Source organism: Pantoea sp. X-Soil-YNGN-785, from assembly GCF_059730585.1.
Genome location: NZ_AP035942.1, coordinates 2,190,230 through 2,214,061 on the forward strand (window position 1 = coordinate 2,190,230; position 23,832 = coordinate 2,214,061).

22 protein-coding genes, 2 tRNA genes and 3 other RNA genes are annotated in these 23,832 nt (G+C 53.2%); 15 read left to right on the forward strand and 12 right to left on the reverse strand.

Translation table 11 applies throughout. From position 1 onward, the window contains the following. The first annotated feature begins 47 nt into the window (after positions 1-47). Positions 48-2,735 carry a bifunctional acetaldehyde-CoA/alcohol dehydrogenase gene (adhE, locus tag AC6I8E_RS10210; protein ID WP_497823948.1) on the forward strand — a complete coding sequence of 896 codons (2,688 nt, stop codon included), beginning with the start codon at positions 48-50 and terminating at the stop codon, positions 2,733-2,735. A gap of 68 nt (positions 2,736-2,803) precedes the next feature. Here the strand turns inward: adhE and tdk are convergent, their stop codons facing one another. Further along, positions 2,804-3,424: a thymidine kinase gene (tdk, locus tag AC6I8E_RS10215; protein WP_033783265.1), complete on the reverse strand. Its 621-nt coding sequence runs from the start codon at positions 3,422-3,424 to the stop codon at positions 2,804-2,806. 408 nt (positions 3,425-3,832) lie between these two features. Between tdk and hns the strand changes: the two genes are divergently transcribed. Beyond that, positions 3,833-4,243 (forward strand): histone-like nucleoid-structuring protein H-NS, encoded by a 411-nt coding sequence (hns, locus tag AC6I8E_RS10220; RefSeq protein WP_497823949.1) that lies wholly within the window; start codon positions 3,833-3,835, stop codon positions 4,241-4,243. A 76-nt stretch (positions 4,244-4,319) separates the two neighbouring features. On the opposite strand, the gene AC6I8E_RS10225 is transcribed toward hns, so the two are convergent. The 5 genes from AC6I8E_RS10225 to rssA form a co-directional block, all read right to left on the reverse strand. Continuing rightward, positions 4,320-5,327, reverse strand: a complete 1,008-nt coding sequence (locus AC6I8E_RS10225) for an NAD-dependent epimerase (RefSeq protein ID WP_107319801.1) — start codon at positions 5,325-5,327, stop codon at positions 4,320-4,322. Between the two features lie 14 nt (positions 5,328-5,341). Beyond that, positions 5,342-6,682, reverse strand: coding sequence for a UDP-glucose dehydrogenase family protein (locus AC6I8E_RS10230; protein ID WP_013358051.1), 1,341 nt, complete (start codon positions 6,680-6,682; stop codon positions 5,342-5,344). 22 nt (positions 6,683-6,704) lie between these two features. Beyond that, positions 6,705-7,613 (reverse strand): UTP--glucose-1-phosphate uridylyltransferase GalU, encoded by a 909-nt coding sequence (gene galU / locus AC6I8E_RS10235; RefSeq protein WP_013358052.1) that lies wholly within the window; start codon positions 7,611-7,613, stop codon positions 6,705-6,707. Between the two features lie 193 nt (positions 7,614-7,806). Further along, entirely contained in the window at positions 7,807-8,823 is a 1,017-nt protein-coding gene (gene rssB / locus AC6I8E_RS10240; protein WP_013358053.1) for a two-component system response regulator RssB, read from the reverse strand. A gap of 99 nt (positions 8,824-8,922) precedes the next feature. Continuing rightward, entirely contained in the window at positions 8,923-9,828 is a 906-nt protein-coding gene (gene rssA / locus AC6I8E_RS10245) for a patatin-like phospholipase RssA (RefSeq protein WP_013358054.1), read from the reverse strand. Positions 9,829-9,924: 96 nt separating this feature from the next. Here rssA and AC6I8E_RS10250 point away from each other — a divergent pair, with 96 nt between their 5' ends. From AC6I8E_RS10250 to xthA, 8 genes are all read left to right on the forward strand, one after another. After that, a complete protein-coding gene (locus AC6I8E_RS10250; protein WP_071822179.1) occupies positions 9,925-10,380 on the forward strand; it encodes a YchJ family protein in 456 nt (151 codons plus the stop codon). 56 nt (positions 10,381-10,436) lie between these two features. Beyond that, positions 10,437-11,285, forward strand: a complete 849-nt coding sequence (purU, locus tag AC6I8E_RS10255; RefSeq protein ID WP_003852258.1) for a formyltetrahydrofolate deformylase — start codon at positions 10,437-10,439, stop codon at positions 11,283-11,285. 144 nt (positions 11,286-11,429) lie between these two features. Next, positions 11,430-11,514, forward strand: a tRNA-Tyr gene (locus tag AC6I8E_RS10260). Between the two features lie 39 nt (positions 11,515-11,553). Continuing rightward, a tRNA-Tyr gene (locus tag AC6I8E_RS10265) sits at positions 11,554-11,638 on the forward strand. A gap of 40 nt (positions 11,639-11,678) precedes the next feature. Further along, positions 11,679-11,806, forward strand: a non-coding RNA gene (locus AC6I8E_RS10270) — RtT sRNA. 41 nt (positions 11,807-11,847) lie between these two features. Next, positions 11,848-11,974: non-coding RNA, RtT sRNA (locus tag AC6I8E_RS10275), on the forward strand. Positions 11,975-12,014: 40 nt separating this feature from the next. Continuing rightward, positions 12,015-12,141, forward strand: a non-coding RNA gene (locus tag AC6I8E_RS10280) — RtT sRNA. Between the two features lie 168 nt (positions 12,142-12,309). After that, positions 12,310-13,116: an exodeoxyribonuclease III gene (gene xthA, locus AC6I8E_RS10285; protein WP_041456889.1), complete on the forward strand. Its 807-nt coding sequence runs from the start codon at positions 12,310-12,312 to the stop codon at positions 13,114-13,116. A gap of 33 nt (positions 13,117-13,149) precedes the next feature. Here the strand turns inward: xthA and AC6I8E_RS10290 are convergent, their stop codons facing one another. From AC6I8E_RS10290 to AC6I8E_RS10300, 3 genes are all read right to left on the reverse strand, one after another. Then, positions 13,150-13,461, reverse strand: a complete 312-nt coding sequence (locus tag AC6I8E_RS10290; RefSeq protein ID WP_147789156.1) for a YnjH family protein — start codon at positions 13,459-13,461, stop codon at positions 13,150-13,152. Continuing rightward, complete coding sequence (locus tag AC6I8E_RS10295) at positions 13,458-15,374, reverse strand: DNA topoisomerase III (RefSeq protein WP_370421012.1); 1,917 nt, start codon at positions 15,372-15,374, stop codon at positions 13,458-13,460. Before AC6I8E_RS10295 ends, AC6I8E_RS10290 begins: the two co-directional genes overlap by 4 nt. A gap of 193 nt (positions 15,375-15,567) precedes the next feature. Beyond that, positions 15,568-16,119, reverse strand: a complete 552-nt coding sequence (locus AC6I8E_RS10300) for an NAD(P)H nitroreductase (RefSeq protein WP_147789154.1) — start codon at positions 16,117-16,119, stop codon at positions 15,568-15,570. A gap of 173 nt (positions 16,120-16,292) precedes the next feature. Between AC6I8E_RS10300 and sppA the strand changes: the two genes are divergently transcribed. The 3 genes from sppA to pncA all read left to right on the forward strand — a co-directional run bounded on the left by sppA (position 16,293) and on the right by pncA (position 19,879). Beyond that, entirely contained in the window at positions 16,293-18,155 is a 1,863-nt protein-coding gene (sppA, locus tag AC6I8E_RS10305) for a signal peptide peptidase SppA (RefSeq protein ID WP_033783269.1), read from the forward strand. 85 nt (positions 18,156-18,240) lie between these two features. Then, the gene (gene ansA, locus AC6I8E_RS10310) at positions 18,241-19,254 is read left to right on the forward strand and encodes an asparaginase (RefSeq protein WP_033783270.1); all 1,014 of its coding nucleotides are present in this window, start codon (positions 18,241-18,243) and stop codon (positions 19,252-19,254) included. A 16-nt stretch (positions 19,255-19,270) separates the two neighbouring features. After that, positions 19,271-19,879, forward strand: coding sequence for a bifunctional nicotinamidase/pyrazinamidase (pncA, locus tag AC6I8E_RS10315; RefSeq protein WP_110330372.1), 609 nt, complete (start codon positions 19,271-19,273; stop codon positions 19,877-19,879). A gap of 30 nt (positions 19,880-19,909) precedes the next feature. Here the strand turns inward: pncA and AC6I8E_RS10320 are convergent, their stop codons facing one another. Both AC6I8E_RS10320 and msrB read right to left on the reverse strand, forming a co-directional pair. Further along, positions 19,910-20,191, reverse strand: a complete 282-nt coding sequence (locus tag AC6I8E_RS10320) for a YeaC family protein (RefSeq protein ID WP_013358061.1) — start codon at positions 20,189-20,191, stop codon at positions 19,910-19,912. A gap of 4 nt (positions 20,192-20,195) precedes the next feature. Continuing rightward, entirely contained in the window at positions 20,196-20,606 is a 411-nt protein-coding gene (msrB, locus tag AC6I8E_RS10325) for a peptide-methionine (R)-S-oxide reductase MsrB (protein WP_013358062.1), read from the reverse strand. A gap of 340 nt (positions 20,607-20,946) precedes the next feature. On the opposite strand from msrB, the gene gapA reads away from it, so the two are divergent. Together gapA and AC6I8E_RS10335 are read left to right on the forward strand one after the other, a co-directional pair. Then, complete coding sequence (gene gapA / locus AC6I8E_RS10330) at positions 20,947-21,945, forward strand: glyceraldehyde-3-phosphate dehydrogenase (RefSeq protein WP_013358063.1); 999 nt, start codon at positions 20,947-20,949, stop codon at positions 21,943-21,945. A 74-nt stretch (positions 21,946-22,019) separates the two neighbouring features. Next, entirely contained in the window at positions 22,020-22,913 is an 894-nt protein-coding gene (locus AC6I8E_RS10335; protein ID WP_095707108.1) for a D-hexose-6-phosphate mutarotase, read from the forward strand. 2 nt (positions 22,914-22,915) lie between these two features. On the opposite strand, the gene AC6I8E_RS10340 is transcribed toward AC6I8E_RS10335, so the two are convergent. Continuing rightward, positions 22,916-23,767, reverse strand: a complete 852-nt coding sequence (locus AC6I8E_RS10340; protein WP_147789152.1) for an aldo/keto reductase — start codon at positions 23,765-23,767, stop codon at positions 22,916-22,918. Positions 23,768-23,832 lie beyond the last annotated feature (65 nt).

Below are 23,832 nucleotides of genomic sequence, written 5' to 3' on the forward strand. Positions count from 1 at the left end.
CGCAGGATTGTTTACTAAAAAAGTTTAACTTCCTTCAGGAGAACACCATGGCCGTAACCAATGTCGCTGAACTCAATGCACTGGTCGAACGTGTAAAAAAAGCCCAGCGTGAATATGCCAACTTTTCTCAACAACAGGTCGACGCCATCTTCCGTGCCGCCGCCCTTGCCGCCGCAGACGCCCGAATCCCGCTAGCTAAGATGGCCGTTGCCGAATCCGGTATGGGCATCGTCGAAGACAAAGTCATTAAAAACCACTTTGCTTCTGAGTATATCTACAACGCCTATAAAGATGAAAATACCTGTGGCGTGTTGGCCACTGATGATACGTTCGGTACTATTACCATCGCCGAGCCGATTGGCCTGATTTGCGGTATCGTCCCGACCACCAACCCAACCTCAACCGCCATCTTCAAAGCGTTAATCAGTCTTAAAACCCGTAACGGCATTATCTTTTCGCCCCACCCACGCGCCAAAGACGCAACAAACAAAGCTGCTGATATCGTCTTGCAGGCCGCCATTGCTGCCGGGGCGCCTAAAGACATTATCGGCTGGATCGATGCCCCGTCTGTTGAGCTGTCAAACCAGCTGATGCATCACCCTGACATCAACCTGATTCTCGCCACCGGCGGTCCGGGCATGGTGAAAGCGGCATACAGCTCCGGTAAACCGGCGATTGGTGTCGGTGCCGGTAACACGCCGGTAGTAATCGATGAAACTGCCGATGTGAAGCGTGCCGTTGCCTCCATTCTGATGTCGAAAACCTTTGATAATGGGGTGATCTGCGCCTCTGAACAATCTGTCATTGTGGTTGATTCAGTTTATGACGCCGTGCGTGAACGTTTCGCCAGCCATGGCGGCTACATGCTGCAGGGTGCTGAACTGAGCGCTGTACAGAATATCATCCTGAAAAATGGCGGCCTGAATGCGGCCATCGTGGGTCAGCCTGCCTTCAAAATTGCAGAGATGGCGGGTCTCAGCGTGCCACCGAGCACTAAGATCCTGATTGGTGAGGTAAAACTGGTGGATGAGTCTGAGCCATTCGCCCACGAAAAACTCTCACCTACCCTCGCGATGTATCGGGCAAAAGATTTCCAGGATGCCGTAGATAAAGCGGAGAAACTGGTCGCCATGGGCGGTATCGGTCACACCTCCTGCCTTTACACCGACCAGGATAACCAGACTGAGCGCGTGCACTACTTCGGCGACAAAATGAAAACCGCGCGTATTCTGATCAACACCCCTGCCTCTCAGGGCGGTATCGGTGACCTCTACAACTTTAAACTGGCGCCGTCTCTGACGCTGGGTTGTGGTTCCTGGGGCGGTAACTCTATTTCAGAGAACGTCGGTCCAAAACACCTGATCAATACCAAAACTGTCGCCAAGCGAGCTGAGAATATGTTGTGGCATAAACTTCCTAAATCCATCTACTTCCGTCGGGGTTCACTGCCAATTGCGCTGGAAGAGGTGGCAACGGACGGCGCGAAACGTGCCTTTATCGTCACTGACCGCTTCCTGTTCAATAACGGTTATGCTGACCAGGTGACCCGCGTGCTGAAATCACACGGCATCGAGACTGAAGTATTCTTCGAAGTTGAAGCTGACCCAACGCTGAGCATCGTACGCAAAGGTGCAGAGCAGATGAACAGCTTTAAACCTGACGTCATCATTGCGCTGGGCGGCGGTTCCCCAATGGATGCCGCGAAAATCATGTGGGTGATGTACGAACATCCGGAAACCCACTTCGAAGAGCTGGCCTTACGTTTCATGGACATCCGTAAACGTATCTACAAGTTCCCGAAAATGGGCGTCAAAGCACGCATGGTTGCCATTACGACAACCTCAGGTACCGGTTCAGAAGTCACACCGTTCGCTGTGGTAACCGATGATGCGACCGGTCAGAAATATCCTCTGGCTGACTATGCATTGACGCCGGATATGGCGATTGTTGATGCCAACCTGGTGATGGATATGCCGCGTTCACTCTGCGCCTTCGGTGGTCTGGATGCGGTAACCCACGCGCTGGAAGCCTATGTTTCCGTGCTGGCAAATGAATACTCTGATGGTCAGGCGCTGCAGGCACTGAAACTGCTGAAAGAGAACCTGCCGGCCAGCTATGCCGAAGGTGCTAAAAACCCGGTGGCGCGTGAACGCGTTCACAATGCCGCGACTATCGCCGGTATTGCGTTTGCCAACGCCTTCCTCGGGGTCTGTCACTCAATGGCACACAAACTGGGTTCAGAGTTCCATATCCCACACGGTCTGGCGAATGCCCTGTTAATCTCGAACGTTATCCGCTACAACGCGAATGACAACCCGACCAAACAGACCGCGTTCAGCCAGTATGATCGTCCACAGGCGCGCCGTCGTTACGCTGAGATTGCTGACCACTTAGGTCTGAGCGCACCGGGCGACCGCACCGCGCAGAAAATTGAGAAGCTACTGGCATGGCTGGACGAGATCAAAACTGAACTCGGTATTCCGACCTCAATCCGCGAAGCCGGTGTGCAGGAAGCGGACTTCCTGGCGAAAGTCGACAAACTGGCCGATGATGCGTTCGATGACCAGTGTACTGGCGCGAACCCACGCTATCCGCTGATTGCTGAGCTGAAACAGATTATGCTCGATACCTACTACGGACGTGAATTTGTCGAACCGTTCTCAAGTGTCGCCGAAGCCGTAGCTGAGCAGCCGGTAAAAGGCGTGAAAGTTGATAAGAAAGTGAAAAAAGTCTGATAGACCGCTTCTGACTATGTGATAAAAAAACCCGCCTCGGCGGGTTTTTTATTGCCTGAATGACGCGGTTAATTCAGCGGAGTCTGTGCGCCGTGAATCGCCTGTAACGATCCCTGCTCTATCGCCTGTTTATAATGCTTACGGCAGACAGAGATATAGCGTTCATTACCGCCAATGACCACCTGCTCGCCTTCACTGAAAGGTTTACCTTCGCTATCCAGTCGCAGCACCATGCTCGCCTTGCGGCCACAGTGACAAATGGTTTTCAGTTCAACCAGCTTATCTGCCCATGCCAGCAGATACTGACTGCCCACAAACAGTTCACCACGAAAATCGGTTCTCAGGCCATAGCAGAGCACCGGAATATCCAGATCGTCTACGACATCAGAGAGCGCTTTAACCTGCTCCCGGGTCAGAAACTGACTCTCATCAACCAGCACGCAGTGGATTGGCTGCGCAGCATGTTCGGCGGCAATGTCGCTGTAGAGTGCGGTTTCAGCATTGTAGAGCATGGCCGGCGACGAGAGTCCGATACGGGAACTCACCTGCCCGGCACCGAACCGGTTATCGATCTCAGCGGTGTAGACCAGCGAACGCATGCCGCGCTCCTGATAGTTATAGGAGGATTGCAGCAGTGCCGTCGATTTCCCTGCATTCATGGCAGAGTAATAAAAATAGAGTTGAGCCATAGGAGCGTATCTTCATCAGGACTTAACGGAATGGCGCGCATATTATCACAAAGTGCAGGTAATACGTTGCGCTGTAGCGGTAATTAAAGCGTAACGGCTGAGTGGTTATTCCTCTTCGTGCTTCACAGGGTGCCGGTTATGTACACTTCACGCTGGATAAGTTTTACTTATTTTACCCGCAACAAAAGGAATGACATTTTTGTTACTACGCTAAATACATTAAATTTATTGCATATCAGACCCGCGGAAACTATTTTTTATTTGCCATTACCGTGGAATTTTGAAGGTGATTATTTTAATTACTCTGGCAATTATCGCTCTGAATATTTTTTTAAGATTGAAGTTATTTAATGTCACCACTACTATTAGCGGGCAACACAACTTTTCCCTTATTCAGAGACCAGGACAATGAGCGAAGCACTAAAAGTTCTTAATAATATCCGTACGCTGCGCGCCCAGGCCAGAGAGTATTCCGTCGAAACACTGGAAGAGATGCTGGAAAAACTGGACGTGGTGGTAAAAGAACGCCGCGAAGAAGAGTCACATTTTCAGGCAGAAAATGAAGAACGCACGCGTAAGCTTAATCAGTATCGTGAAATGCTGCTGGCGGATGGAATCGACCCTAATGAACTGATTAACACGCTGACCGCCACTCCCCGCGCTGCGACAAAAGGTAAACGCTCAGTGCGTCCGGCCAAATATGGTTATACTGATGAAAAAGGCGAGTCCAGAACCTGGACAGGTCAGGGACGGACACCGGCCGTGATTAAAAAAGCGCTGGAAGAACAGGGTAAATCACTGGACGATTTTTTACTGTAATGCATACGGCTTCGCCGCTTAAGCGTTAGCCTGATAACCAATAAAAAAGGAAGCCGAAGCTTCCTTTTTCTGTTAATCAGACGCGGTAGAAATCGCGATACCAGTCAACGAAGTTTTTAACGCCCTCTTCGACCCCGGTCTGCGGTTTAAAACCAATGGCCTTATACAGCGCTTCGGTATCCGCACTGGTTTCCAGTACGTCGCCGGGCTGCATTGGCATCAGATTTTTCTTCGCCGTAATCCCCAGGGCTTTCTCAATCGCTTCGATATAGTTCATCAACGTAACCGGCTGACTGTTACCAATATTGTAAACCCGATAAGGCGCAGAGCTGGTTGCGGGTGAACCGGTTTCAACGGTCCAGTTATCATCCTGCTGTGGAATAACATCCTGCAGGCGGACAATCGCTTCAGCAATATCGTCAATATAGGTAAAGTCGCGTTTCATCTGGCCCTGGTTATAAACATCTATCGCTTCACCCGCAATCATTGCCCGGGTGAACTTAAAGAGTGCCATATCGGGACGGCCCCATGGACCGTAAACGGTAAAGAAGCGCAGTCCGGTCGTCGGCAACTGATAAAGATGTGAGTAAGTGTGCGACATTAACTCATTAGCTTTTTTGGTCGCCGCATATAAAGAAACCGGGTGATCAACGCTGTCTTCGGTTGAGAACGGCATTTTGCGATTCAGGCCATAAACTGAACTGGATGAGGCGTAGAGCAGATGTTCAATTTTATGGTGACGGCAGCCTTCAAGAATATTGAGGTGGCCGATCAGATTTGAGTCTGCGTAGGCATGGGGGTTTTCAATGGAGTACCTGACGCCAGCCTGAGCGCCAAGGTGAATAACGCGCTGGAATGTGTTCTGGTCGAACAGTGACGCAATTGCGTCACGGTCCGCCAGATCCATCTCAATAAATGTAAAACCAGAATCAGCTTTAATTAAATCGAGACGGGCATGCTTGAGATTTACGTCGTAATAATCATTCAGGTTGTCGATACCGACAACCTGGTGACCGGCGGCCAGCAGACGCTGACTGACATGAAAACCAATAAAGCCTGCGGCGCCGGTGACCAGAAAGTTCATAAATCCCTCGTTAATTATGCAGTTTGAATAGACGCTCCGCGGCCGATTGCATAATAAACGAAACCGCGTTTGCTGATACGCTCTGGATCATACAGGTTACGACCATCAAAAATCACGGCTTCTTTCAGTGCATTTTTGATAACGTCGAAGTCAGGCGCACGGAAGTTTTGCCACTCCGTACAGATGACCAGACCGTCTGCGCCCTGCAGTGCGGCTTCTTTGGTACCCATCAGCTTCAGATCGCTGCGGTGACCATAGATGCGCTGCGCTTCATCCATCGCTTCAGGGTCAAACGCCTGAACAGATGCGCCTGCTTCCCACAGCGTTTCCATCAGCACACGGCTGGAGGCTTCACGCATGTCGTCAGTGTTCGGCTTGAATGACAGGCCCCAGAGTGCAAACGTTTTACCTTTCAGATCGTCACCAAAATGACGCTTAATGAAGGTAGGCAGCTTGTTTTTCTGGTTGTCATTCACATCTTCCACCGCCTGCAACAGACGTGGCTGATAGCCAATGGACTCTGCGGTACGGATTAACGCCTGCACATCTTTCGGGAAGCAGGAGCCGCCGTAGCCACAGCCAGGATAGATAAAGTGGTAGCCAATGCGGGGATCAGAACCGATACCCTGGCGTACTTTCTCAATATCCGCGCCTAAACGTTCAGCCAGGTTAGACATCTCGTTCATAAAGCTGATTTTGGTTGCCAGCATGCAGTTTGCGGCATACTTGGTCAGCTCTGCGCTGCGGATATCCATCATGATCATGCGATCGTGGTTACGGTTAAACGGCTCATAGAGCTCGCGTAACAGTTCGACCACGTCGTCGTTGTCAGTACCGACAACAATACGCTCCGGACGCATACAGTCATTAACTGCTGCACCCTCTTTCAGGAATTCCGGATTTGAAACCACATCGAAGGTGATGTTGGCGTCACGCGCTTTCAGCGCTTCCGTCATTACTGCACGAACTTTGTCTGCTGTGCCAACCGGAACGGTTGATTTGTCGATAACCACTTTGTGATCGTTCATATGCTGCGCAATGGTGCGCGCTACGGCGGTCACATATTTCAGATCGGCAGAGCCGTCTTCGTCCGGTGGTGTACCAACTGCAATAAACTGCATAACACCATGGTTTACGCCCAGCTCAGCATCAGTGCTGAACTTCAGACGACCCGCTTCGTAATTGGACATTACCAGCGGCGTTAAACCTGGTTCGAAAATAGGAATGATGCCTTTTTTCAGATTTTCGACTTTATTAGCGTCGACATCAATGCAGAGAACGTCATGTCCGACTTCGGCTAACACCGCAGCCTGAACCAGACCGACATAGCCGATACCAAATACAGTGACTTTCATCGAGTTATCCTGTGTTTATGAATTACTTTTTGTTGCCAACTGCGCCATCGAGCCATTCAGAGAAATCTTTGCCCAATACCGGATGACGAACACCGTACTCAACGAAAGCCTGCATGTAGCCCAGCTTGTTACCACAGTCATGGCTCACGCCTTTCAGGTGATAAGCTTCGACAGTCTCTTTTTCCATCAGCATCGCAATGGAGTCAGTCAGCTGAACTTCGCCGCCTGCACCTGGAGGCGTTTTCGCCAGCAGTGGCCAGATGTCTGAAGACAGCACATAACGACCTACAACGGCCAGGTTTGATGGTGATTCTGACGCTTTAGGCTTCTCAACCACACCAACCATAGGTGCGCTGTCGCCTGGGTTCAGTTCTGCGCCCTGGCAATCAACAACACCGTACGCGGTAACATCGGCAACCGGCTCAACCATGATCTGGCTGCGGCCAGACTCTTCATAACGGCTCAGCATCTCTGCCAGGTTATCTTTGGTTGGGTTGGATTCATATTCGTCGATGATGACGTCTGGCAGGATGACCGCAAATGGCTCATCACCGATCAGCGGGTGCGCACACATCACAGCGTGACCCAGACCTTTAGCGATGCCCTGACGGACCTGCATAATGGTAACGTGTGGCGGGCAGATAGATTGGATTTCATCCAGCAACTGACGCTTAACGCGTTTTTCCAGCATTGATTCCAGTTCGAAGCTGGTATCAAAGTGGTTTTCGATGGCATTTTTTGATGAATGCGTAACCAGCACAATTTCGTTGATGCCAGCAGCGATACACTCGTTAACGACATACTGGATTAACGGCTTATCAACCAGCGGTAACATCTCTTTTGGAATCGCTTTGGTAGCCGGGAGCATACGCGTACCCAAACCCGCTACCGGGATTACCGCTTTTTTTACTTTGGTATTATTGGCAGACATTAAGATACCTCTCTCATAGGCCGTTCAAGTTAATACTTGATATGTCGGTTTAAAATCGGAAATGAGTATATCAGTTAGTATCGAACGGATTTATCCTGGAAGGGACCAAACCGTCGAAATTAAGACTATTACCCAACTGTAAAGCTAAACTCTGGCCCTGAGATCAGCACCAGAATCTCACTGTTTTTTGCACTTATTCTTCCGTGGACAGCATCAGCCGGATACGACCGCCCGCGCCCCAGACGTGGCACTGCCAGTTGTCTGCGCGTTGACTGATTTGATTAAGATGGGTGCTGCCCATAGTGCCAAGCGGGACACCATTACTGAGCTGAATCTGATGGGCATGAACATGAAGCGTGGCGTTTAATCCGGCTGAAACCAGAATCAGATTTTTTAAACCGCGATGATAGTAACCCACCAGCAGCGGGAACTGACCGCTCAGGTTCGCCTGGCGCAGCAGCAGATTGACTTGTCTGAGTAGTCCATTCAGCTCCGGCAGACGCTGTTTTTGGCCCGTAAGCTGCTCCTGCAGCAGGCCATTAAACAGTGCACGCAGTAATAGCGCCGCCAGCACGCCGTTATCACCGGCGCGCGTCACGTCGAGACAGTAGAACGCCAGATCTTTATCGGAGAGTGCCGCGATATCAAGTACCAGCCCAGGCTGCTCGGCCATCGTCAGCTGACGATAGTTAATCCGGCAGTTAGCAATGGTCTGCTGCACCGGCGGCTGGAGTTGCTTGAGCAGCTTGGCGGCTGCTTTTGGATCGCGAACCAGCGCATCCCAGTCCTGGAAAAGCTGCTCATCCTCTTCCACCTTTGAGGTGAACATTGAGGGATAAAGGCACTCATAAACCGCTTCACGGAAGCGTTCGAAGTTTTTGAGTGGCTTAAGCAGCACATCCTGCACCCCAAGACGCAGTACGTGGGCGATATCGGACATATTTTCAGTGGCCGAGATGATCAGAATCGGCACGACATTGCCACGGGTACGAATATGCTCAACGAACTGGATGCCACTCATACGCGGCATTTCCAGATCGCAGATAATCAGGTCGACAGTATGCTGTTGTAGTTGTGCAATTGCTTCCAGACCATCTTCCGCTTGTAACGTCACAGCACCCATCGATAACAAAAATTGGTCCAGCAACGAACGGAAAACAGCCTCATCTTCGACAATGAGTATCTTTTTGCCGAGTAGTGGTTTTTCCATTCTTTCCCCCTGCGTACCAGATAATTCAATAGTGGTTCATAAAACGCAGTTGCGCCTTTCAGAATTGCCCGAAGTCACCGTTTTGAATGAACAACCTGATTATCTGCCACGGACCAGTGGTAATAGTTCATCCATTTTCTTCTCTACGGCGGCCCTGCCTGCCTCAATGGCCTCTTCAGCACGATGAAAGTCCAGCGTCGAAATTTGCGGACAGACCGGCTGTATCAAAACATCGGGCGGATCGCCTGCCATACGGTTTCGCTTAAGACGATTCTCCAGCACCTGGATAGAGGTAGACATAATCTCCATCGCGCCAGGTGACTGAGATGCACGGCGCTGAGTGAAATTCACCAGGCGCTGTCGCAACTTTCCACTCCAACTCAATGCCGCTGCGGCGGCTTCTTCTTCACTGTTCTGAGGTGTAACGGAAAAGAGATCCTGCTGCATTAAATGTGCGTCATGCTGTAAGTCAACGGCGATAACAATGTCTGCCCCCAGGGCACGCGTCAGTGAAATCGGCACCGGGTTCACGACGGCGCCATCCACCAGCCAATACCCATTGTAGCCCACCGGCGGTAATAAACCTGGCATACTGCAGGATGCGCGTACCGCCTGATGAAGATCGCCTTCAGTCAGCCAGAGCTCACGCCCCGTACTCAGGTTGGTCGCCACCACGCCGAAGGGTTTATTACAGTGCTCTATCGCATCATTCGGGATCAACTGACGGACATGGCTGAATACCCGCTCGCCGCGTAATAGCCCGCCACGCTGCCATGAGACATCCATCAGGCGAATTACATCCCAGTAGCGAAATGCGCTCACCCATTTCTGCATCAGCGGCAGACGGTTATTCACATAGGCAGACCCGACCAGTGCGCCGACTGAGCAGCCTGCAACAACGTCGATCTCAATGCCCGCACGTTCCAGCGCGTTAATCACGCCAATATGCGCCCATCCCTTGGCCGCTCCAGACCCCAGAGCCAATCCAATTTTTACCTTTCTCATTTGTATCTGGTCCTGCCGTCAATACGTAGCGTCACAACGTGGGGTCAGCTAACATAGCGCGCTTGTGAAATCGACTCATCATTCCCGGGAGACAATGTGTCAGAAACCTGCCCATGTTGTAGCGGAGAGCAGTATAGCGTATGTTGCGGGCCCTTTCTGCAGGGTAACCAGATTCCTGTTACAGCTGAACAACTTATGCGATCCCGTTATTGCGCCTATGTTCAGCATAATGCGGACTATCTGGTTGCAACCTGGCATCCTGAGAAACGCCATCCGGCGCTGTCGGGGCTTTTATCTGAAAGTTTTCCAGGCACCGAATGGCTTAGCCTGAATGTAACCCGTTGTAATCATGGAAGCCATGAGAACGAAGCTTTCGTTACCTTTTTTGCGCGATACCGCGAGAAAACCAACATTCATACCATTCATGAGTGTTCACGCTTTCTTCGCGAGGATCAACGCTGGTACTATGTTGACGGAACAGAACCGCCCGTGGGGCGTAACGATCCCTGCCCGTGCGGCAGTGGCAAAAAATACAAAAAATGTTGTGGTTAAGCTGACGGCTACCCCAGCGGTTTACACCCTAATGCTTTGACAGGACTCTGATTGAGATGCAAGCGCAAACCATGCAAAGAAAAGTTTTACGAACCATTTGTCCCGATGCAAAAGGTCTGATCGCCAAAATCACCAATATTTGTTACAAGCACGAACTTAATATCGTGCAGAACAATGAGTTTGTTGATCATCGCACCGGGCGTTTTTTCATGCGCACCGAGCTGGAAGGGATTTTCAACGACAATACCCTGCTCGCCGATCTCGACAGCGCCCTGCCGCAGGGTTCCGTGCGGGAACTTCACAGTGCCGGTCGCCGTCGCGTGGTGATTCTGGTGACTAAAGAGGCACACTGTCTGGGCGATCTATTAATGAAGAGCGCGTTTGGCGGCCTGGATATGGAAATTGCAGCGGTAGTGGGTAACCACGACACCCTGCGTTCACTGGTTGAGCGTTTCGATATTCCGTTTGTGCTGGTGAGTCATGAGGGGCTGACACGGGAAGAGCACGATAACCGCATGGTAGAAGAGATTGACCGCTATCAGCCCGATTACGTGGTGCTGGCAAAATATATGCGCGTTCTGACGCCCGCTTTCGTGCAGCGTTATCCGAATCAGATTATCAATATTCATCACTCCTTCCTGCCCGCCTTTATCGGAGCCCGCCCTTACCATCAGGCTTATGAGCGTGGCGTGAAAATCATCGGTGCTACCGCGCACTACGTGAATGACAATCTCGATGAAGGTCCAATCATCATGCAGGATGTGATTAACGTCGATCACAGCTACACCGCGGATGAGATGATGCGTGCCGGTCGCGACGTAGAAAAGAATGTCCTGAGCAACGCTCTGTACAAAGTACTGGGACAACGCGTGTTCGTTTACGGTAACCGTACGATTATTCTTTAATCAGCCAGGGCGCTGAATTGTCTGCAGATTCAGCGCTACGTGTAAAAAGTGGGCAAACAGTTGCGGTTTTGCCAGTGGGCGCTTTACACCCTTATCGCATTTGGTATGATGCGCCCCGCTTTAAGAGACAAAGATTCAGGCCATGGTGGGATTCCCGAGCGGCCAAAGGGAGCAGACTGTAAATCTGCCGTCACAGACTTCGAAGGTTCGAATCCTTCTCCCACCACCATCTGAATCTGAATCATCTTAAGCCACTTCAAATATCCCTGGTGGGATTCCCGAGCGGCCAAAGGGAGCAGACTGTAAATCTGCCGTCACAGACTTCGAAGGTTCGAATCCTTCTCCCACCACCATCTTGCATGTTGCAGACAATCCCAAATTAACTCAAAAGCTTCCTGTTCTGCGGGGAGAGGGATGAGAACCTTCGATCAAGGTTCGTGTCGAGCATCGCGAGACAACGCGCTTCAGCGCGGCCCGGAGGGTGAGGCGCAACGCGCCGAATAATCCTTCTCCCACCACCATCTCGTATATCGCACTCCATCCCAAAACAAATATCAAAGCTTCCTGTTCTGCAGGGAGAGGGATGAGAACCTTCGATTAAGGTTCGGGTCGAGCTTGCGAGACAACGCGCTTTAGCGCGGCCCGAAGGGTGAGGCGCAACGCGCCGAATAATCCTTCTCCCACCACCATTTTGCATGTTGCAGACAATCCCAGACTAACTCAAAAGCTTCCTGTTCTGCGGGGAGAGGGATGAGAACCTTCGATCAAGGTTCGTGTCGAGCTTGCGAGACAACGCGCTTTAGCACGGCCCGAAGGGTGAGGCGCAACGCGCCGAATAATCCTTCTCCCACCACCATCTTGTATATCGCACTCCATCCCAAAAAAATGCAGGCCCCTTGTTCTACCTTACGCCTCCTCACGTTTCTTACCCGCTTTCGCACAATCTCAGCCTGTTCTGCCATGACTTCTTCAATAAAAATCGCTACCATCTTCGCCCATTACTCGCTGAACAATGGTCGTTCTCATGAAATTTGTTTCATTTAACATCAATGGGTTGCGTGCCCGCCCGCATCAGCTTCAGGCGCTTGTCGAACAGCATCAGCCCGATGTGATCGGTCTGCAGGAAACCAAAGTCCATGACGACATGTTTCCGCTGGAGGAGGTGGCAAAGCTTGGCTATCACGTCTTTTATCATGGACAGAAAGGCCACTACGGCGTGGCGTTGCTAACCAAAGCGCAGCCCGTTTCAGTGAGCCGGGGCTTTCCGGACGATGACGAAGAGTCCCAGCGTCGCCTGATCATGGCGGAAATCCCCAGCCCGATTGGCGACATCACAGTGATCAATGGCTATTTCCCACAGGGCGAGAGTCGCGATCATCCCACCAAGTTCCCGGCTAAAGAGAAGTTCTATCGCGATCTGCAACGCCTGCTGACCGACGATCTGCCTGCCGATAAACCGGTTCTGGTTATGGGCGACATGAATATCAGCAGCACCGATCTGGATATTGGCATTGGTGAGGAGAGCCGCAAGCGCTGGCTGCGCACCGGCAAATGCTCTTTCCTGCCGGAAGAGCGTGAGTGGATGGATCGCCTGCTGGGCTGGGGACTGGTGGATACCTGGCGCGAGCACAACCCGGAGGTTGCGGACCGTTTCTCCTGGTTCGATTATCGTTCGAAAGGGTTTGATGATAATCGTGGCTTACGCATTGATTTAGTGCTGGCAAGTAAAAATCTGGCAGCACACTGCGTTGAGAGCGGCATTGATTATGAGATTCGGGGCATGGAGAAGCCGTCTGACCACGCCCCCATCTGGTCAACCTTCCGCTTTTAATTAATGGTCGCGTGGCAGAACGCCACGCGACGGCTATTTCACTATTTTCCAGATCAGGTTGTTGGTGCCAAGAGACTGTTCATCACGCGCGCACTGCAGCAGCACGCCCTCAGATTTCACTACCGCGCCTTCTGTGTAGTTGCGGTTCTCAAAGATACAGCAGCGCAGACAGTCCTGCTGACGTCTCTCTGACTGCGTCCAGGCTTCCGGCGGCATATCCACCACCACATCGGTGTTCACACCGTTGCTGCCCTGTTGTGGCATCGACTGATAACGACTGTTGGCCTGCACTGCGCTGGTCACCAGCGTCAGAGCCACGACCAGAAATACCGTATAACGCCTCATTCCGTCTCCTTCACTTTACGCCTGGTTTTGCGCACCGGACGTTTCTGTCCGGTGGACGGTAATCCCCGAAATGCATGCGCCGCAGGCTGCTGCCGCGCCTGCTGGATAAGGCCGGTTAAGGTCTGCACCAGCGGCTGCATAAACTCATCATAGCGGCAGGCCTTTTCGCTGATACGCGTCAGTGTCGATTCCCACTGCGCCGTCATATCCGGGCGCGCTGCCAGATCGGGCAGAGAGTGAATCAGGGCGCGTCCGGCATCCGTGGAATTGATGTAACGGCCCTTCTTCACCAGGAAGCCACGACGAAACAGTAATTCGATAATGCCGGCGCGTGTGGCTTCCGTTCCTAAACCATCGGTCGCACGCAGCACTTTCTTTAATTCTTTATCCTGAACGAAACGGGCGATGCCGGTCATTGCAGAAAGAATGGTGGCATCGGTAAACGGTCGAGGCGGCTGAGTCTGCTTCGCCAGCACCTCGCCACGCTCACAAAGCAACGCATCACCCTTCGCTACCACCGGCAGCGGCATGCCGTCGTTCTCTTCATCCCGCTCTTTGCTGCCCAGTAGCGCGCGCCAGCCCGCCTCAGCCAGGAAGCGCGCTTTCGCCACAAACTTTCCGCCCGCAATATCAAGGTCGATGACACATTTACGGAATACCGCATCCGGGCAGAACTGCATCAGATACTGGCGCGCTACCAGCTCATAAATGTGCTGTTCGTTTTCACTGAGCTTCACCGCGCTGCTTCGGGCCGTGGGAATAATGGCATGGTGAGCATCGACTTTTTTATCGTCCCAGCAGCGATTTCTGCGATCGGCGTTAAAGTCTGCTGGTGGCGTGAGCTGGGGCTGATGCGCCTGTATCGCCTTCAAGACCGTATGACGACCGGCAAAATGCTCTTCCGGCAGATAGCGGCTGTCTGAACGCGGGTAGGTAATCAGTTTGTGGGTTTCATAGAGCCGCTGACAGGTGTCCAGGACCGTCTGGGCACTCAGTCCGTAACGTTTCGCGGCCTCGATCTGCAGACTGGACAGGGAGAATGGCAACGGAGCGACGTCATTTTCGCGCTTATCGCTGTAGGCCGTGACAATGGCGGGCTGACCGGTGATACGCGCCACCACATGATCGGCCAGTGCGCGTTTGAGCAGCCGTCCCTCTTCATCCTGCCACGGCTCACAGGCTTCGCTGGGGATCCAGCTGGCAACAAATCTGGCACCATCAGGCGTGAGGATATGCGCTTTAACTTCGAAGTAGTCTTTCGGCACGAAGTTCTCGATCTCTTCATCGCGCCGCACTACCAGCCCCAGCACCGGTGTCTGTACCCGGCCTACTGACAGCACACCATCGTAGCCGGCATTGCGTCCCAGCAGCGTCCAGGCGCGGGTCATATTGATGCCGTAGAGCCAGTCAGCCCGGGCGCGGGCCAGCGCAGAGACGCACAGCGGGATAAACTCGCGATTCTCACGCAGGCGATTTACGGCGCGATCCACTGCCTGAGGGTTAAGATCGTTGATCAGACAGCGCTGCACTTTACTGCGTTTTTCAGCGGGCAGGTTCAGGTAATCCAACACCTCATCCACCAGCAACTGCCCTTCCCGATCCGGGTCACCGGCATGTACCACTTCACTCGCCTGCGCCAGCAGACCCTCCACCACTTTCAGCTGCTTCGCAACCGACGGACGTGGTTTCAGCTGCCATTTTTCCGGAATGATCGGCAAATCGTTCAGCGACCAGCGCGCGTAACGGCTGTCATAACTGTCGGGCTGCGCCTGCTCAAGAAGGTGTCCCACGCACCAGGTGACGATCTGATCGTTGCCGCAGGCAATAAAGCCATCACCGCGGCGATGCGGTTTCGGCAGCACATCTGCGATAGCACGCCCAAGGCTCGGTTTTTCCGCAATAAACAAACGCATTGAATCAGGACATCCTTAACATCAGGGGAACACAGTGATAACCGGTTGTTCGCTGTCGGTTTGAATCTCGCGGGCTATGTTAGCCTGGCAGGGCTTCGGGTGTAAGCATGACGCACGGTGTTAGCGATCGTTCGCACAGGAACCGTGCAACAGGCAGGGCTGAAATGCACCCTGCCGGAACCGGACAGGCAGATCAGAAGTAACGGACGAAAGGCGCAGTGTCTGGCGGGAGCACCGTAGTGCTGGATTTCAGTTGCGGGGTACCCAGGTAAAGGAAGCCGACGATGGCATCCTGCTCGCGGCAGCCAAAGCCCTGCCGGACCTGCTCGTCATCGGTCCAGGGACCGCTGCGCCAGATACCGTTGTACCCCTGAGCAAGCGCCGCCATCTGCATCGCCATCACTGCACAGCTGGCCGAGGCAATCTGTTCCCAGCGCGGCACTTTGTGGTGCGCTTCGCAATGTGCCACCACTGTAATGATCATCGGTGCGCGAAACGGCGCCTGGCTTGCTTTATTAATCGCCTTTTCATCCAGCTGGCTATCGCGTGCCACCTTCTCCAGCAGCTGACTCATCCGGTCACGCCCTTCATTTTCTACAATGATGAAGCGCCAGGGTTGCAGCGTGCCGTGATCCGGGGCGCGCATACCCGCCCGCAGGATATTTTCCAGTGCGTCACCCGCCGGTGCCGGCTCAGTCAGGCGTGAAGCCGAACGTCGGTTGACCAGTAACTCCAGTGCGTCCATGTTTCTCTCCCGATCTCTGTAATGTTGCCATTATCCTGGCACAGGCAGATTTTTTGTAACAGTGCGCAGTGATTTCCTGCTGACTTTTAACACGCCGCTCTTTAGGATGAGCTCGTCGGGGAAGTCTGGTCCGCGCGGCGGCCACTTCCTGCTACATATTTATGGAGAGTCTGATGCGCACATTGTGGCGAATAATTGCAGGTCTGTTCCGCTGGAGCTGGCGGGTATTGAATTTTATCAGGGAATTCATTCTGAATATTTTCCTGATTTTATTGATTGTGGTGGGTGTGGGGATCTGGCTGCAGGTCAGCGGATCGGGCGGCAGTTCAGCGCCGATTCAGCAGGGCGCACTGAAAGTCGATCTCAGCGGCGTACTGGTGGATAAACCGTCGGTAAGCAACCGTTTGAGTAAAATTGGCCGCCAGCTGCTGGGTGCCAGCAGTGACCGCTTACAGGAAAATTCGCTGTTTGATGTGGTCGATGCCATTCGCCAGGCAAAGGGCGACAGCAATATTAAAGGCATGGTGCTGGATTTACGCGAATTTGCCGGTGGCGATCAGCCTTCGCTGCAATATGTGGGTAAAGCGCTGCGTGAATTCCGCGACAGCGGCAAGCCAATTTATGCTCTGGGCGACAGCTACAGCCAGGCGCAATACTACCTTGCCAGCTACGCCACAAAAATCTATCTGTCGCCGCAGGGCACAGTGGATCTGCATGGCTTCGCCACCAACGGACTCTATTACAAAACCCTGCTGGAGAAGCTGAAAGTCACCTCACACGTCTTCCGTGTCGGGACCTACAAATCAGCGGTCGAGCCGTTCCTGCGTGACGACATGTCACCCGCGGCACGTGACGCTGATAGCCGCTGGGTAGGTCAGCTGTGGCAGAACTACCTGAATACCGTGGCGGCGAATCGCCAGCTGACGCCGGAACAACTCTTCCCGGGCGCAGCAGCGATCATTGCTGGTTTAAACGCGGTTAAAGGCGACACCGCGCAATATGCGCTGGATAACAAGCTGGTCGATGCCCTGGGTTCCCGTGCAGCAGCCGATCAGGAGCTGGTGAAAACCTTTGGTCTGGATAAGCAGAGCAACGATTACCGTAGCGTCAGCATCTATGACTACAGCGTGAAACCGGCCTCCTCGCAGCAGGATGGCAACATTGCGGTCGTCATGGCCAGCGGTGCCATCATGGATGGCGAAGAGACGCCGGGCAACGTCGGTGGCGACACGACAGCCGCTCAGATCCGCGATGCGCGTCTCGATCCAAAAATCAAAGCGATTATTCTGCGGGTGAACAGCCCGGGTGGCAGCGTGACAGCATCGGAAGCAATTCGTGAAGAGCTGGCGGCGGCCCAGGCCGCAGGTAAGCCGATTGTGGTCTCTATGGGCGGCATGGCGGCATCCGGCGGTTACTGGATCTCAACGCCTGCCAGCTACATTGTGGCGAACCCCAGCACGCTGACCGGCTCGATTGGTATCTTCGGCGTGATCAATACGCTGGAGAACAGTCTGGACAGCATTGGCGTGCACACGGATGGCGTCGCGACCTCCCCGCTGGCGGATATCTCCACCACCAAAGCGCTGCCAGCAGAAGTTCAGCAGCTGATGCAGCTGACTATCGAAAATGGTTACCGCAATTTTGTGGGTCTGGTGGCGAAGTCGCGTCATAAAACTCCAGAGCAGATTGATGCGATAGCGCAGGGCCATGTCTGGACCGGCAGCGATGCCAAAGCCAATGGTCTGGTGGATGCGCTGGGTGACTTCGATGATGCCGTGAAGAAGGCGGGCGAGCTGGCGAAAGTCAGTAAACCCATGCTGAGCTGGTATCAGGATGAACCGACCTTCCTGGATATGGTGCTGGGCCAGATGAACGCCTCGGTACAGGCCGTATTGCCGGATACGCTGAAAGCCTGGCTGCCTGCACCAATGCTGGATGTCATGAGTGCCATGAAAGCCCAGCCGGGTCTGTTCGACAAGCAGAACGATCCTCAGAACCGTTATGCCTTCTGCCTGAACTGCGGCGAAGTGCGATAAACCTCTCAGCCCGGCCGCTGGTCGGGCTGCTTTTCCCCGCTATTCCCCTTATACTGCGCGTTTTATGGCGAGTCTGAGTTCTCTAATGCAAAAGAAAAACATCTACGTAGCCTACACGGGCGGGACAATCGGTATGCAGCGCTCTGCGCAGGGCTATATTCCGGTCTCAGGGCACCTGCAGCAGCAGCTGGCGAATATGCCCGAGTTCCACCGCCCCGAGATGCCTGATTTCACCATTCATGAATATCAGCCGCTGATCGACTCATCCGACATGACCCCGGAAGACTGGCAGTTTATCGCCAACGATATCCGACAAAATTACGATCGCTATGATGGCTTTGTGATTCTGCATGGCACTGACACCATGGCGTTTACCGCTTCCGCGCTCTCGTTCATGCTGGAAAATCTGGCCAAGCCGGTAATCGTGACCGGGTCGCAGATCCCCCTGGCGGAGCTGCGCTCAGATGGTCAGCAGAATCTGTTAAATTCGCTCTATGTGGCGGCTAACTACCCGATTAGCGAAGTATCTCTGTTTTTCAATAACACGCTTTATCGCGGTAACCGTACTACCAAGGCCCATGCCGATGGCTTCAACGCCTTCGCGTCGCCGAACCTCTCTGCACTACTGGAAGCGGGCATTCATATTCGCCGCCTCAATACGCCACCTGCCCCATCCGGTCAGGGCGAACTGAAAGTTCACACCATTACGCCTCAGCCCATTGGCGTGGTCACCATCTACCCTGGAATTTCCGCCGACGTGGTGCGTAACTTCCTTCGTCAGCCGGTTAAGGCGCTGATTCTGCGTTCTTATGGCGTGGGCAATGCCCCGCAGAACAAGGAATTTCTGGCCGAACTTCAGCAGGCCAGCGAACGTGGTATCGTGGTTGTGAACCTGACCCAGTGCATTTCAGGCAAGGTGAATATGGGCGGGTACGCCACCGGCAATGCGCTGGAAGAGGCTGGCGTGATTAGCGGATTTGACCTGACGGTAGAAGCCGCGCTGACCAAGCTACACTTTTTACTCAGCCAGGAACTCTCTGCCGATCAAATCCGTGCCAGAATGCAGCAGAATTTGCGCGGCGAACTGACTGAAGACTGAAACGGAGCGACATGTAATGAAGCGGGCACTCATCATTATTGATATTCAGAACGATTTTTGCCCCGGCGGCCCGATGGCAGTCCATGAGGGCGACCACACGGTCGAGGTGGCCAATCGCTATGCGCGGCTGTTCCGTGAAAACGGTGAATGCGTACTGGCACTGCAGGACTGGCACCCGGCCGATCACGGCAGCTTTGCCTCGGTTTCCGGTGAGCCGGTCTACACGCTGGGCGAGTTAAATGGTCTGGCGCAAATCTGGTGGCCCGATCACGGCATTCAGGGCTCAGAAGGTGCCGACTTCCATCCCGGTCTGGATCGTTCACTGTTCGATGCGACGTTCCATAAAGGTGAAGATCAGGATGTCGACAGCTACAGCGCCTTTTTTGATAATGGCCACCGTCGTAAAACCGAGCTGGACAGCTGGCTACGTGAGCGTGGCATCACCCATCTGGTGATGCTGGGGCTGGCGACAGATTACTGCGTGAAATATAGCGTGCTGGATGCGCTGGAATTGGGGTATCACGTCGAGGTGGTCAAAGAAGGCTGCCGCGGCGTCAATCTGAATCCTGATGACAGTGAAATCGCCTTTGCTCAGATGACGGCTCAGGGCGCGATTCTGATTTAAAAATGGAGCTGGCATGACGCCAGCTTTTTTTTAGTGCAGATGAATGCGGGTGACATCCGGGTCGATGCCGAACGCTTCTTTCAGCTCTTTTTTCGACTTCATCACCATCTCGCCGCCCTTAGCGATGGTCATATGCTGCGGCGCATCGTTGTGTCTTGCCTGCCACAGCATAACCAGTTGCAGGCAGTTGTCGCGCTGCTCCTGCGTCAGTGCCACGCCATCCGGCCATTTTCCAATCTCTACTGCTGTTGCCAGTCGTTCGTAGACTTCAGGTGTCATCGACGCAAGCATTGCTTCAAGTTGTTCCTTCATCGCCTTACCCTTTGGTCTGTTCGCCCTGCTCGTCAGTGAAATTCAGCGAGGCGGAGTTAACACAGTAGCGTTCACCGGTCGGTTGCGGACCATCGGGGAAGACATGCCCCAGATGCGCATCGCAACTCCCGCAGCGGATCTCAACACGCTGCATGCCATGAGAGTTGTCTTCGATATAGCGAATCGCATCATCATTCACCGGCTGGTAAAAACTGGGCCAGCCACAGCCTGAATCATATTTGGTCTCTGAGAGGAAAAGTGGCGCCTCACAAACCAGACAGTGATAAATCCCTTCCTGCTTGTTGTGGAGCAACGCGCCGCTGTAAGGCGGTTCCGTTCCGCGATGCTGAGTGACGTAGCGCTGCATTTCAGTCAGCTGCGCAATTTTTGCTTCGGGTGCGGTGTCTTTAGCCATTTTAGGATTCCGGGAAGTGCCATTCTGAAAAATTCGACTATTATTCTAACAAACGATCAACATTACTGGGTCTTTTTTTGTGCTTACCCTTTCATGCCGTTCACTGCAAAGCGTAATTGTGACTTCGATCACCTTTTATCCCGGGCATCCCTATATATTCGGCGATTGATTCGACGAAACGCGATAACATTGGCGGCGCGCAAGCGGTTGCGCATTGAATTATTCCTCTCAGGCGAATTGACCTGTCGCAACAATTGACACGATTCCGCTTGACGCCTGGTAAGGTTTTTGTAATTTTACAGGCAACCTTTTATTCACTAACAAATAGCTGGTGGAATATATGACTATCAAAGTAGGTATCAACGGTTTTGGCCGTATCGGTCGCATCGTTTTCCGTGCTGCTCAGAAACGTTCTGACATCGAAATCGTTGCTATCAACGACCTGCTGGACGCGGATTACATGGCGTACATGCTGAAGTATGACTCTACGCACGGTCGTTTCGACGGCACCGTAGAAGTTCAGGATGGCGCACTGGTCGTTAACGGTAAAAAAATCCGTGTTACTGCTGAGCGTGATCCGGCCAACCTGAAGTGGGATGAAGTGGGCGTTGACGTTGTTGCTGAAGCAACCGGTATCTTCCTGACCGACGAAACCGCGCGTAAACACATCACCGCAGGTGCTAAGAAAGTCGTTCTGACCGGTCCATCTAAAGATGACACCCCTATGTTTGTTCGTGGTGCAAACTTCGACAAATATGATGGCCAGGATATCGTTTCTAACGCTTCCTGTACCACTAACTGCCTGGCACCACTGGCAAAAGTCATCAACGATAAGTTTGGTATCGTTGAAGGTCTGATGACCACCGTTCACGCTACCACTGCGACTCAGAAAACCGTTGATGGCCCGTCTCACAAAGACTGGCGCGGCGGCCGTGGCGCATCGCAGAACATCATTCCTTCATCAACTGGCGCAGCAAAAGCCGTTGGTAAAGTTCTGCCAGAGCTGAACGGCAAACTGACTGGTATGGCATTCCGCGTACCTACCCCTAACGTTTCCGTTGTTGACCTGACCGTGCGTCTGGAAAAAGCGGCTTCTTACAAAGAAATCTGTGCTGCAATCAAAGCGGCTGCAGAAGGTGAGATGAAAGACGTTCTGGGCTACGTTGAAGATGACGTGGTTTCTACCGACTTCAACGGCGAAGTCCTGACTTCAGTATTCGATGCTAAAGCGGGTATCGCGCTGAACGACAACTTTGTGAAACTGGTTTCCTGGTACGACAACGAAACTGGCTACTCAAACAAAGTTCTCGACCTGATTGCGCTGGTTTCTGCTAAATAAGGCAGACAGACATCATTGAGATTAAGGGCGACTTCGGTCGCCCTTTTTTTGATCCGCACAGGAAGGAATCGAACATGCAAGATAAACTGTTTTCTCTGCCCGTGGTTACGCAGATCTCCCCTTACCTTTCGCAGCGTCAGGTTGGCGAATTACCGACGATTGTTGTCAGTCATCCAAAAGTACGGGCAGCGATCACGCTGCAGGGCGCGCACCTGATCGCCTGGCAGCCGAGTGGCGAAAAGCCGGTACTGTGGCTGAGCGACAAGAGTCTGTTTTCACCGGGCAAAGCGATTCGTGGCGGCGTACCGATCTGCTGGCCCTGGTTTGGTCCGGCAGGCGAACCGGCTCACGGTTTTGCCCGGATTCAGACATGGAAGCTTACGGCGCATGATGAGAATGAAGATGGCGTAATGCTGACGCTAGTGCTTGAGAGCAACACTCAGACGCTGAAACTATGGCCACACGAATTTACCCTGATCGCCCGTTTCCGCCTGGGTCAGCATTGTGAGATTGAACTGGAAGCGCATGGTGACTTTGACGCCACGGCAGCGCTGCATAGCTACTTTACCGTCAGTGACATCAACGGTGTTGAGGTCTCCGGTCTGGGCAACAGCTATATCGACAAAGTAAATAACGGTGAGGTTGCCAGCAGTGATGGCAAACAGCGCTATCCGGGACGCATCGACCGTATCTTCACTGCAGCAGAAGATTGCTCGGTCATCAATGATACAGCCGGTGAGCGACAGATCGAAGTTTACCACCACCATCACAGTGACGTTGTCACCTGGAATCCGGGTGTGGAACTCTCCTGCAGCATGGCGGATATGGCGAATGAAGGGTATAAGACAATGGTTTGTGTAGAGACGGCCCGAATCAGTAAGCCGCTGCGCAGTGCGGGTGAAAAACCGGCACGCCTGGCCACAACGTTCCGTCTTAAGAAGAAAGTCGCAGCCAGCGACAAAGCTTAGGGCTAAACGATATCCAGCGGTAATTTATGCTGTGGTGCTGGCCAGGCACGATCGATGAGCTGCAACTCTTCATCGGTCAGTTCCACCTCCAGCGCCGCAGCATTTTCCTGGACGTGAACCACAGAACTGGCTTTGGGAATGGCAATGACGCCAGGCTGACAAATTACCCAGGCCAGCAGTAATTGCGCCACGCTGATGCCCTTCTGTTGTGCAATCTGATTCAGCACCACATCAGTAAACAGTGCGTCCCGCAACCGTCCAGCCTGTGCCAGCGGACAATAGGCCATCACCGGCACGCCACGCTGCTGACAGACGGGCAGCAGATCAAATTCAATACCGCGTGAAGCCAGATGGTAGAGCACCTGATTGGTCGCGCACTGATTGCCTCCGGGTTCGTCCCACAGTTCGGCCATATCATCAGTATCAAAATTCGAGACGCCCCAGTGACGAATCTTGCCCTGCTGCTGCAGGCGCTCCATGGCGCGCAGAGTCTCTTCCAGCGGAATATTACCGCGCCAGTGCAGCAGATAGAGATCAAGGTAATCGGTCTGCAGACGGCGCAGGCTGCGTTCACAGGCTTCAATGGCATCTACTTCGCCGGCATTCCACGGATAGACCTTCGACACCAGCAACGCTTTATCACGACGCCCCAGCAGTGCCTGCCCGACCACCTCTTCAGCGCCGCCGTCTGCATACATTTCGGCGGTATCAATCAGCTGCAATCCACACTCAAGACCTGCCTGTAATGCCGTGACTTCACCGGCCCGCTGCGCCGGGTTTTCGCCCATATACCACGTGCCCTGACCGATTACCGGCAGTTCGCTGAAGCCAGCGAAGTTGATCGTGTTGCGCATTCTGCTCTCCCGCCTCATTCTGAGGCCCCATAAAAGAACAGAGCGCACTGGGTGCCCTCTTTCGG